8 protein-coding genes are annotated in these 12,117 nt (G+C 42.6%); 3 read left to right on the top strand and 5 right to left on the bottom strand.

The window, feature by feature from the left end:
* Positions 1-229: 229 nt before the first annotated feature.
* From H8744_RS07100 to H8744_RS07090, 3 genes are all read right to left on the bottom strand, one after another.
* Positions 230-1,570 (bottom strand): arylsulfatase B, encoded by a 1,341-nt coding sequence (locus H8744_RS07100; RefSeq protein WP_369411061.1) that lies wholly within the window; start codon positions 1,568-1,570, stop codon positions 230-232.
* A gap of 79 nt (positions 1,571-1,649) precedes the next feature.
* On the bottom strand, positions 1,650-3,005 hold the full coding sequence (locus tag H8744_RS07095) for a sulfatase family protein (RefSeq protein WP_262434180.1): 1,356 nt from the start codon (positions 3,003-3,005) through the stop codon (positions 1,650-1,652).
* A 21-nt stretch (positions 3,006-3,026) separates the two neighbouring features.
* Positions 3,027-4,580 carry a sulfatase family protein gene (locus tag H8744_RS07090; protein WP_262434179.1) on the bottom strand — a complete coding sequence of 518 codons (1,554 nt, stop codon included), beginning with the start codon at positions 4,578-4,580 and terminating at the stop codon, positions 3,027-3,029.
* A gap of 238 nt (positions 4,581-4,818) precedes the next feature.
* Between H8744_RS07090 and H8744_RS07085 the strand changes: the two genes are divergently transcribed.
* Positions 4,819-6,372, top strand: coding sequence for a sensor histidine kinase (locus H8744_RS07085; RefSeq protein ID WP_262434178.1), 1,554 nt, complete (start codon positions 4,819-4,821; stop codon positions 6,370-6,372).
* A 451-nt stretch (positions 6,373-6,823) separates the two neighbouring features.
* Here H8744_RS07085 and H8744_RS07080 read toward each other — a convergent pair whose 3' ends face one another.
* Both H8744_RS07080 and H8744_RS07075 read right to left on the bottom strand, forming a co-directional pair.
* Positions 6,824-8,197, bottom strand: a complete 1,374-nt coding sequence (locus tag H8744_RS07080; protein WP_262434177.1) for an aminopeptidase P family protein — start codon at positions 8,195-8,197, stop codon at positions 6,824-6,826.
* Between the two features lie 185 nt (positions 8,198-8,382).
* A complete protein-coding gene (locus H8744_RS07075; protein WP_008777670.1) occupies positions 8,383-9,444 on the bottom strand; it encodes an IS5-like element IS1169 family transposase in 1,062 nt (353 codons plus the stop codon).
* A gap of 215 nt (positions 9,445-9,659) precedes the next feature.
* Here H8744_RS07075 and rpoN point away from each other — a divergent pair, with 215 nt between their 5' ends.
* Complete coding sequence (gene rpoN / locus H8744_RS07070) at positions 9,660-11,141, top strand: RNA polymerase factor sigma-54 (RefSeq protein WP_262434176.1); 1,482 nt, start codon at positions 9,660-9,662, stop codon at positions 11,139-11,141.
* 47 nt (positions 11,142-11,188) lie between these two features.
* A complete protein-coding gene (locus H8744_RS07065) occupies positions 11,189-11,866 on the top strand; it encodes a hypothetical protein (RefSeq protein WP_262434175.1) in 678 nt (225 codons plus the stop codon).
* Positions 11,867-12,117 lie beyond the last annotated feature (251 nt).

Below are 12,117 nucleotides of genomic sequence, written 5' to 3'. Positions count from 1 at the left end.
TATGTATTAACTACATGCAATCAAAAAAGTCACTTCATTAATTAAAAACACCCAGATGTTATATAGTAAAACATCCGGATGTTCTATAATAAAACATGGGGATGTTATCAACTAAAACACCCGGATGTTTTTGTATCTTATCCTTCTGTTTTCATTTGTCTGATACCTACGTTTCAGCTCTTGAAGATAGGAGTTCTACTTCTGAAATATAAAGGACGTATCTCTTATTTCAAGGCTTAACTATTTTCCATTCTTTCGGAGCTTTGAAAGTGTCCTTTCCCAAACCGTAATCTTTCTCTTCAAATACCGGTTTTACAGCATCGTATTTCTCTGCTATTTTCTTCAGGCGTTGCATCTCTTCCGGATTATTAGCGGCACTGTTTTTCTGTTCGTAAGGATCATTCTTATAATCGACCAGATAGCCTGTTCCCAGGTTTTTCATATGGTTGTTTTGTCCCGGAAGAATCAGTTTCCAATCCTGATTGACAACTGCACCACATCCCAGATAAAAATCACGCCGGATACTCTCACGCTCACCCGTTAATACAGAGCGTACGCTAATGCCGTCCAACTCACGTTTGGGTGCTTTCTTCACATCGAGGATATCCCGAAGTGTCGGGAGTACATCGACGAAGCCGGTCACTTGTTCCACTTTCCGGGGTTGTTTGAAACCCTTGTTCCACTGGATAACTGCGGCCGTACGTACACCACCATCCCATTCTTGGAACTTAAAGCCACGCAGCTCTCCGGATGAACCGCCTTTACCATCCGTTCCGTTGTCGCTGAAGAAAAGGAAAATCGTATTATCAAGCTGGCCGTTCTTTTCCAACGTGTTATAAATATCACCGATCCCCCTGTCCATGCAAGTCACCATTGCGGAATAAATACAACGGTTTTGCTCTTTCTTCGAAAGACTTTCCAAGTCGGAAGTATAGAGAGCAATATCTTCAGGCTTCGCCTGCAAAGGTGTATGCGGAGCATTGAAAGCCACATAGAGGAAGAAAGGTTCTTTTTTATGGTCGTTGACATAACGGACAGCTTCCCGGGCAATCAGGTCCGTGGAATACCCTTTGTCATAACAACTTTCCCAATTCTTATGCCAGTCCAGTTCTCCTTCACGTTCGTGAGTAAAGTAATCGATCGCCCCGTTCAGATGACCATAGAAATAGTTAAAGCCGCGGTTCAAAGGATAATAAGCTTTACGCCCATGACCGAGATGCCATTTGCCAATAACCGCCCGGTGTTCATAACCAGCATCGCCAAGAACATCGGCAATCGTCTCTTCGGTTTCGTCCAATCCATATTCGCGCCAAGGAGGAATAACCGTCTTACGGATGCCGAAACGATTCGGATAACGCCCGGTCATCAATCCTGCACGGGTAGGCGAACTGACAGGAGCCGTATAAAAACGGTCAAGAATGATTCCTTGCTTTGCCACCCGATCCAAATTAGGAGTCTTTATCGAACTTTGATGAAACCCCACATCTCCCCAGCCCAAGTCATCGGCTACTATGATTACGATATTGGGACGATCCCCACTCTCCACAGGAGCCTTCTGCGCCTGTGCCATGACTGGCTGCAATAAAAAAGAAGAGCCAACCAGTCCTACGGTACTGCAAATCGAATTCTTATTCATGTTTATACCCTTACTATTGTCTTAGTTTACGTTTTGTGAAATACCAATTGATGACTTTCTTCGACATTTCTTGTGCCATCTCAGGATATTTATTCGCTATATTGGTTGTTTCGTTCGGATCTTCCTTTATATTGAAAAGTTCCAGATTAGCCCCGTCAGCATTGACCAAAACCTTCCAGTCACCTCTGCGAAGAGCCAGGTGGGGACTTTGCTGATGAGGTTGAGCCGGATGGCCGAAGAAACGGTTACGGCCGAAATCCCACATCATATCTTTCTTGCGGCTCTGGTGTTTCACTCCCATCAATGCCTTGCTCATGTCTTCGCCACTGTAATTGAAACCTTTTAGTTGCGTGGCTCCTGTTATGGCACATAAAGAAGGATAAATATCCACTGCATTGATCACGGTCTCATCATCCACCTCACCTGCCTTGATTTTATCGGGCCATACGATAATGAAAGGCATATTGACACCACCTTCATAAAGGCTATTTTTCGAACCACGATGCCCGTTGCTTCGAACCTGATCAAAAGTAGGATAAGCCCCGTTGTCGCTGGTAAAAATCACAATCGTATTGTCGGCAATGCCAAGTCTCTCCAAACCATCCATGAAACGTCCGATCTGACGGTCGTATTCTTCAAGTACGGCCATAAAGTTCTCCTTGCCGTTCCACTCCTTTTTCTTTCCGTAGCAATCGGCCGAAGGCACCCAGGGAGTATGCATATCATCCGGCCATAAGTTTACAAAACAGGGTTCACCTTTATGACGACCAAGGTATTCAAGTGTTTTATCTACAAAGTAGCCGGTACGTTCCCATCGCTTGATACTGTCTTTCTCGCTCCATATCCAATTGGTAGCAGTGATCAGCTTGTCCGGATCGGGACTCTCATAAGTACTCAGATATTCGTCGAAGCCATATTTCGGTATTTGGGGAGCATCGTCCACATCACGGCCACCACCCATGTGCCATTTACCAATATGAGCGGTCGCATATCCGGCAGCTTTCAATGACTTGGCGATAGTCGGTGCCGAACTATCTAGATAATCGGACTGCTCGCACTCCGCATTCCCTTTCCGGTCGTGTAGGAAAGTGTTGATTCCCCATTCGGTAGGGAACATTCCGGTGGTCAGTCCGACCCGTGAAGGGGAACTTACGGGTGACGAAGTATAATAATGGTTGAATTTCAATCCTTTTGCAGCAAGACGATCGATATTAGGGGTCATCACCCATCCGCTGTTATAACAGGAAACATCACCAATGCCCATGTCATCCGTATAAATAATGACAATATTGGGTTTCTTCTCCTGCGCAACAGCCATTGTGGCTGCCAGCCCACTGCAAGCGGTCAAGAACAATACTGATTTGTTCATAAGTAGCGTATTTAATAGGTTTTAGTTTGTAAAATGATAATTCTCCGGATTCCGCTTGAAATGATAACGGTTACGTGGTACGGGCAAAGGGTCTTGCAAACGAAGGTTCCAGGTGAGCAACTCTTCCAACAGTTCCATTTGCGTAGCGGCATGTTTTTTATTTCCATATAAATTATTTATCTCTACAGGGTCTTCTTTCAGGTTATAAAGTTCCCCCCTGCCATTCTGATCCATTACCAACTTCCAATCGCCTTTGCGAACCATTCTCAGCACCCCACTTTGCGTCCAGGAATTTAAGCCGTCGAAGCCTGCTTCTTTTCCTGAATAGCAACCTTCTTCCTTGAAAGTAACCGGTTCATTGAGAGTGAAATCTTCACCTCCGTAACCTTGTTCCACTACTACGCTGGCAAATTCTTTCTTCGGATATTCTTTTCCCGTCAGCATGGGCCATAAACTGCGTCCTTGTACCCCAAGAGGGATATCTGCCCCCATAATACTACAGAAAGTAGGTAGGACATCGACGATCGAAACACAATCGTCCATCGGTTGCCGACGGGGAACAATGTCTTTACCAGCCCAAACCATCGGGATGCGTGTCAAAGATTCCGGCACGCCCGCACCTTTACGAATCAGTCCATATTCACCAAAATAATCTCCATGATCGGACATGATAACGAATACGGTATTATCGTACAGCCCGGTTGCCTTCATTTCTTCAATTAAACGACGAATCTGATCGTCAATAAGACGAAGCATACCGGCATAAATACTTCTCAAACGAGGGATGTCCCGCTGTACATTAGGACAGGCTGTATCTTCCAAAGCAGCCAATGACATGTATTTCTCACCCTTATCCTGCAGATTCTTCCGGCTCGAAAGGAGTGGCGGGAGCGATTCTGGCGGAAACATAGAATAATAGGGTTCGCAGACCTGTGAAGGAGAGTGCGGTTCGGGTATGGATACAAACAGGAAAAAAGGAGCATCTTTTTGCTGCTTTACCCAGTCCAACGCTTTCGTCACAATCTGATAAGGTTGTTGCTGTTCCAGTGGAAAAGGAGAAGGGTCGAGATATTGACCGGGCATCTCCTGCAGAAATTTCCCAAGCGCTCTTTCTTCAGGCGTCCCCTTCTTGGCATTCCCACGATGGCCATAGTCCACGCTGTAATCGAACACTTCGCTCATATTCATATAAGTATGGTTTTTACCGACCATTGCAGTACGGTAACCGCACTCTTTCAGGACATCGGTCAAATCCTTTCCATGGAAAGCATCAGGTATATTATGATTCGTGCGCACGTGCGTAGCACTCGGAAACCGCCCGCTAATCAAAGAACAACGCGCAGGGGCACTCGAAGGCATCGATGTATAAGCCCGATTGAACCATACATTTTGTGTAGCCAGCGAATCTACATAGGGAGTCACAGGAAGCGGAAACCCTTCTCGCCCGCATATATCTGCCCGTTGTTGGTCAGTCATTATCAATACAATGTTCGGTTTGGTAGCCTGAGCAGCTGCTGTAACATTTCCTAATGCAGCCAAAGCTATTGGTACGGAATAAAAAGCATGTTGTTTCATTATTATCAGTTCTATTTAAAGTCATCGTCTACTCACTTTGAGCAGGCATACAAAATACGCCATTTGCATCCAAAAGCAAGATAAATAATCGGGCAGAAAATAGAAAAAACGAACCAAATCGAATTATTTCCGTTCACCAGCATAAAATACAGTCATAAAAACACAATGTTTTTTATCTTTTGTGACTAAAACATTCATATATTTGTTTTACATTTGTGTGAATTAAACAAACAAAATTATGAGAACGTCTATCGTAACCATTGTATTAATGCTCTGTTTCAATGCACTAATCCATGCACAGACAAATCAAGACAGAGCCAAAGAGTTAAAAGAACAAGCCCAGAGTAGTCTGAGCCAAAAAGATTATATCAAGGCACGTTATCTTTTCAAAAAAGCATACGAGGCCTTTGCTGCCCGCGAAAATTATCCGCAGGCAGTGGAATGCGGTATCCAAACCAGCATCCTCTATGTCAGAGAGAACTTTTACAAAGAGGCATTTGAGCTTTGCCGGGAAATGGATCAGGTGATATGGGCAGGCGAACAAAAACAGAACAAAGCCTTTTATGATCTACGCTACCCGGTCACCAAAGAAAGGCTGCGTATGTACATGGGACTGAAAAACGCTGCACAAGCCAAAGGGCAGTTGGACAAACTGGAGGAAACGGCCAACCTTGCCAAAAACGACTCGATCAATGAGGACTTACTTTATACAAAAGCCAACTATTATTACACCTTCGGGCTTAATACGCAAGGCGATGCGTGTTTCCGTAAATTAATCAACCAATATAAGGAGAAGAAGGACTACAAAAAAGTAGACGACTGTTATAAGAACTTGATTGCCATTGCGCGTAAAGCAAATAATGCCCCACTGATGGGACGGACTTATGAAAGTTATATCGTTTGGACAGATTCGGTGAAAGCTCTCACTGCACAAGATGAATTGAATATATTAAAAAGGAAATACGATGAAAGCCAGCAAGTCATTCAGGAAAAAGACGATACGCTTTCGGCAAAACAATACATCATCATAGGATTATGCACGCTAGTCGTTATTCTCATTGTCGCTTTGGTATTGCTCGCCATCGTATGGTTACGCTTTGTCGCTGCAAACCGAAAACTCAAAAAAGGTATTCAAATAGCCAACGAACACAATGAATTGAAAACTAAATTTATCCAAAATATATCTTCCCAAATGGAGCCTACACTGAACACACTGGCAGCTTCGGCAGGCGAACTCTCCGGAAAAGCCCCCCAACAAGCTCTCCAAATGCAGGAACAGGTAGGTGCGTTAAAGAAATTCAGTGATGATATTCAAGAACTCTCTTCCTTGGAAAACTCATTAACCGAACCCTACGAAATGACCGAAGTCAACGCTAACACCTTCTGTGAAGAAATAATGGAAAAAGCAAAGCAATATATGAAACCCGGTGTTACAGCCACCGTGAATGCTCCCAAACTTCAGGTAAAGACGAACAGGGAAGAATTGGAACGCATTCTGCTTCACCTATTGAAAAATGCCGCTTATTATACCGAAGAGGGACGTATCACTCTCGACTTCAAAAAGCGCGGAGCCCATACTCATCAATTTATCATTACCGATACTGGTACCGGAATTTCCGAGGAACAACGAGAAAAATTGTTCAAGCCCTTTACCGAAGTGAAAGATCTGACAATGGGTGATGGATTGGGCTTGCCCATCTGTTCGCTGATCGCCACCAAAATGAATGGCAACCTGAGCTTGGATTCAAGTTATACAAAAGGAAGTAGATTCATACTGGAATTACATGGATAATTTATACGGGAAGAACTCATTTGTCATTTATTTTACATAGGGTTCAGTTCATTTATTTTTTATCCCCAATGTAACAACACCAAAATAACCACGCCTTATACTCTTGATAATCAATATATAGGAAAGTGCTTTTTACCTCGGTGAGGAACACCCTCTTCATCGGTGAGGAACATCCCCTTCATCGGTGAGGAAAGGGTGCTTCATCGGTGATCTCCAAGGTACTCCCCGGCACCTGGCAAATTCAATAGTTACAACCACGAAGCAATGTAAAAATATTGTCCTTCGATTTAACCAATAGAAAAGGTACGCCAACTATGAAATGAACCCCGAAAGTCGGATAAAAAACTTCCAGGGTTCACTTTTATGGCGAATCATCTGCTTACTTTTAGACAGACCTTCTATATCTTACATTTAGCGAAAAGCGATATATCTACTTTTCAAAATAACCGGATCAACGAAGTGCTTCAACTTCTTCCGGTGTCAATGGGATCTTCTTACCCAAACGGCGGGCACCGGTTTCAGTAATCAGATAATCTTCTTCGTTACGGATACCGCCAAAGTCTTTATAGGTTTCTACCTTATCATAATTAATGAAATCGGCAAACTTCTTTTCAGCTTTCCACATATCGATCAGTTCCGGTATGAAATAAATACCCGGTTCCACAGTATGTACAAAGCCAGGCTCAAGCGGGATAGCCAAGCGTTGTGACTTACGACCGAACTGCGTACTTTTAGGTTCACCATTGTAACCTACCCAAAGTTCCCCCAGATTTTCCATATCATGTACATCAAGGCCCATCATATGCCCCAAGCCATGAGGATAGAACAATGCGTGCGCTCCTTCGCGTACAGCATCTTCCGCATTACCTTTCATCAGTCCAAGCCCCTTCATTCCTTCCACCATCACACGGGCAGACAAATCATACACATCCATATAAGGTATACCCGGTCGAAGTGCTTTAACAGACTCGAGATGCATTGCATTCTGGATTTCATAAACCTCACGCTGGCGAGTGGTAAACTTCTTATCGGCAGGGATAGTAGACGACATGTCTCCGGCATACCCCATCTCCGTCTCGGCACCTGCATCAATCAGAAACAGATCGCCCGGTTTCACTTTATTACCATGATAATGATTATGCAAAGTCTGGCCATTGATGGTAGCAATAGTCGCAAACGAAAGCTCACAATTATTGGCTTCTGCCACGCGGTTCATCTCAGCAACAACTTCATATTCATACATGCCCGGACGAAGCACCTTAGTAGCCGTAATATGCATATCAGCTGTTACGTTGCATGCACGTTCTATCTCAGCAATTTCTTCAGCGGATTTATAATTACGTTGGCTGACAATCGCACGGATAAAAGGTACAGAGCCTTCCTGACGAGATGGAGGTATTCCCAGCCAATCCATCAATTTCAGCTTATGTTCGGCACGATAAGGAGGCAGATAGTGGATAGCCTCCCCCTTTTGCACACACTGATGCAGATAATCCACAATTGCAGCGGACGGCAATGTATGTTTAACTCCTACAAGCTCACTTTTCTCCTTCAATGTTGGCTGAACACCCATCCAGACGACATCATCAATCGTCAATTCATCACCAAAAATAATTTCTTTATCATTGTCTATATCAATTATAGCAGAAAGGCCGGCAAACCGAAGACCGAAATAATAAAGGAAGGTAGAATCCTGACGGTAACGGAAAGTATTACTTTCATAATTTAGCCCACAATCGTCATTACCCAGAAATAACAACACTCCGGAGCCTAATTTCTCTTTCAGCAGGGCTCGGCGCTGCACATAGGTTTCTTTGCCAAACATAATGTTCTATTTTAAGGTGAGTTCTATCAATTCAATTTATCCTCTTGTATCAGACAGCAGAACTCTTTAACTGCCCAATTTGTGAGCTTTAGTCTTGCAAATTTAGCGAATATTTTCTACCCCCCCCCCGATTTTTACAATAATTAACTTGTGTTTGTTGTAAAAATTGGATGTGCAGGCATAATTCACCCCAACAACTCAGGTTTCAGCCTGATTATTTGCGTGTAACGACTGATGTTATACACAAGACTGGTGAATGCTACATTGGCTTTAGCACGAATAAGCCCTACTGTACGCACCACAAGTCCACGCATGGTTTGTTCCTCAAACCCGAATACATGCTCGACAAGGCAACGTGTCTTGGATTTTTTCCTATTGTCTGATTTCTGCTCCTTGGTAAGCGGACGGTTACGGTAGCCCTTTTCGCAAATTATCGGATTCATCTTATGCTGTTTTACAATCTCCTCTTGTCCGACATAACCGGCGTCCAAATACAAGTCCTTGCCTTCGTCTTTTTCATCCAGCAGTCCTTCAAAGCCTTTGGAATCATGCACTTCTGCCGACGTGGTATCATAAGAAAGTATGATCTTATTGCGTTTCTCAACTTTAGTATGCTGCTTGTAGCCGTAAAAAGTCTCATCACGCTTCTTTGTCCAGCGGGCATCTACATCCTTGTGGCACTTCTTGTGGGGATTGTCATTCCACAACTTATCACCCGCTCCCTGTTTTATCTGCTCATTTTCATCACGGGTGTTACGTTGGCGAGGGGCAATAACAAAACTGGCATCAATGATGCGACCCTCATTGAATTGCAGACCCTTACTTTCCATGAAACTATGAAATTCCGAAAAAAGCTTGTCATAAACGCCTGTATTTGTCAGGAGTTCGCGATACTTCCACACCGTCTTCTCGTCAGGAACATCGTCAACACATTCAATACCAAGAAACTTGCGGAAACTCGTACGGTCAACTATCTGATACTCTATCTGATGGTCACTCAAACCATAATAACGCTGAAGAAACAAGACCTTGAACATCAGCACACAGTCTATCGGCGGACGACCGGCATTACTTTTGCGCTCTCCGGTAAAAAGGGCTGATTCAAGAGTAGGACGAAAGATCTCAAAATCAACATACTGAGACAACACTTCAAGAGGATTGCCCATTTCATTCAAACGCAATTCACGATTCTCTGACTCAAATAGTTGATTATAACGAAGCTTACGGTATCGGGATAACTTGTTCATTATAAAATTCTTATTTTCTGCAAATTTACGCTCTTGGAACCATATAAACAACTGTACTACAATATTTTAATTTATAGAACTCCTCTTAAAGTTAATGCAACAAAGATACAGAAATTAGTGTTATACTAATAAAAATAATCCGTGTAATCTGTATTATCTGTGGTTAAAAAACTACTTTTGCAGCGAGAAACAATAGGAAATAAAACAGAAAACGTATGGCTCAAGGTTCCCGTCAAATACAATCTCAGGCGCAACAGCAGATTCAAACGCTATCACCACAACAAATCCTGGTAGTTAAACTATTGGAACTACCGGCTGTTGAACTGGAAGACCGCATACATGCCGAACTGTTAGAAAATCCGGCACTTGAAGAAGGCAAAGAAGATTCATCCACCGATGAATTGAGCGAAAGCACTCCCTCCGAGACTGAATCCGAAGGAGGTGACAACGACTATGACTCTTTGGGTGACTATCTGTATGAAGACGACATACCCGATTACAAATTACAAGAAAACAACCGTTCGAAAGGTGAACAACCGGAAGAAATTCCTTTCTCCGATGCCATCTCCTTTTACGAAATACTCCAAGAGCAATTGGGTGAACGAAAACTCACGGAACATCAACGCGAACTGGCGGAATATCTCATAGGATCATTGGACGATGACGGACTGCTCCGCAAATCACTTGAAAGCATTTGTGACGAACTGGCAATCTATGCTGGAGTTGACACTACTGAAATTGAATTGGAAGAAGTCTTACATATAATCCAAGATTTCGATCCGGCCGGACTAGGCGCGCGCAATTTAAAGGAATGTCTATTGATCCAACTGCACAGGAAAATAAAAGTGGGGAAGTCAGATCCGATATTGATGCTTGAAATTAGAATCATCGAGGATTGTTACGAAGAATTCACCCGCAAACATTGGGATAAGATCATAAAGAAATTAGGATGCAACGAAGATCACTTTAACGCTGCAATAGCCGAAATCACCAAGTTGAACCCACGGCCGGGAGCATCTTTAGGTGAAGCTATCGGGCGCAATTTGCAACAGATCGTACCCGATTTCATTGTAGATACTTACGATGATGGCAATATTAACATTAGCCTGAACAATCGTAATATACCCGAACTCCGTATGAGCCGTGACTTCACGGAAATGGTTGAAGAGCATACGAGAAACAAGGCCAACCAATCAAAAGAAGCCAAGGAAGCCATGATGTTCCTGAAACAAAAGATGGATGCGGCGCAGGGATTCATTGACGCTGTAAAACAGCGCCAAAACACACTGATGACAACCATGCAAGCGATAGTCGACTTGCAACACTCTTTCTTTCTTGAAGGTGACGAATCATTACTCCGCCCGATGATTCTTAAGGATGTGGCGGAACGTACCGGACTGGACATCTCAACAATTTCTCGTGTGAGCAACAGCAAGTATGTCCAAACCAATTTCGGTATTTATCCACTAAAATTCTTTTTCAGTGATGGATATGTCACCGAGGACGGTGAAGAGATGTCCGTACGCGAGATACGTAAAATCCTTAAAGAGTGTATCGACAATGAAGACAAGAAGAAACCACTTACCGATGATGAATTAGCTGACATTCTGAAAGAAAAAGGATATCCAATTGCAAGACGTACGGTAGCTAAATACCGCCAGCAACTGAATATACCGGTAGCAAGACTCAGAAAATAATTCAAGACAGAAAAACGAAATAGTAAAATCAATAAGTTTATCAAATTATGAGCGAAGTTAATGCAGGTCAACATATTATTGCAGATAAGACACTCATCAGAACTGCACAAATCACATCATGGATACTGACTCCCTTCTCTATCCCATTTCTGGCATTTCTGGTTTTGTTTTTATTCTCATACCTGCGTATCATGCCCATACAATATAAACTGATTGTGCTAGGCATTGTCTATTGCTTTACCATATTAATGCCTACACTCACCATATTCCTGTTTCGTCGAATCAATGGGTTTGCCATGCAGGAACTCAGTGAGCGCAAGAAAAGATACATACCTTTTCTATTGACTATTATCTCTTATGTATTTTGCCTCTTGATGATGCACAAATTGAATATCCCTTGGTACATGACCGGCATTATTTTAGCAGCCCTCGTAGTTCAGATTATCTGTATTATCGTAAATCTGAAATGGAAATTGAGTGAACATATGGCAGGAATTGGTGGCATTATAGGCGGCTTGATCTCATTCAGCGAATTGTTCGGATACAATCCGGTGTGGTGGTTATGCTTATTCATCCTGATTGCCGGTATTTTAGGTTCGGCAAGAATCATTTTAAGTCATCATACATTGGGAGAAGTATTATCAGGCTTTGCCATTGGTATGATTTGCGCCCTGTTAGTCTTGCATCCATTAAGTAACATATTGTTTCGAATCTTTTTATTTTAAATAAAGCAGCTTTTTCCCCTTCAATAAAAGTTGTAATATAATTGAAATATCGATCAACAAAGACTTTTCATTATCATCTTCCATAATTAACATAGTGAGAAAAAATTTATAAAATGATAAGTAGTAGCAATGCACATCTTTTTTTTAAATATTCTATTGCTATCATAGAATGTAAAATCAATAGCGTTTTAACACAAACACATGTTAATATAGTTTCATATTGATAGCTTATAAACAGTTTCAATAAATTA

The organism is Jilunia laotingensis, from assembly GCF_014385165.1.
GTDB lineage: Bacteria > Bacteroidota > Bacteroidia > Bacteroidales > Bacteroidaceae > Bacteroides > Bacteroides laotingensis.
This window is presented reverse-complemented; position numbering and strand designations above follow the sequence as displayed.

Coding starts and splice junctions, on each gene's coding strand:
- H8744_RS07100 (WP_369411061.1), bottom strand. CDS start 1,570: ATGGCACAGGCGCAGAAGGCTCCTGTGGAGAGTGGGGATCGTCCCAAT.
- H8744_RS07095 (WP_262434180.1), bottom strand. CDS start 3,005: ATGAACAAATCAGTATTGTTCTTGACCGCTTGCAGTGGGCTGGCAGCC.
- H8744_RS07090 (WP_262434179.1), bottom strand. CDS start 4,580: ATGAAACAACATGCTTTTTATTCCGTACCAATAGCTTTGGCTGCATTA.
- H8744_RS07085 (WP_262434178.1), top strand. CDS start 4,819: ATGAGAACGTCTATCGTAACCATTGTATTAATGCTCTGTTTCAATGCA.
- H8744_RS07080 (WP_262434177.1), bottom strand. CDS start 8,197: ATGTTTGGCAAAGAAACCTATGTGCAGCGCCGAGCCCTGCTGAAAGAG.
- H8744_RS07075 (WP_008777670.1), bottom strand. CDS start 9,444: ATGAACAAGTTATCCCGATACCGTAAGCTTCGTTATAATCAACTATTT.
- rpoN (WP_262434176.1), top strand. CDS start 9,660: ATGGCTCAAGGTTCCCGTCAAATACAATCTCAGGCGCAACAGCAGATT.
- H8744_RS07065 (WP_262434175.1), top strand. CDS start 11,189: ATGAGCGAAGTTAATGCAGGTCAACATATTATTGCAGATAAGACACTC.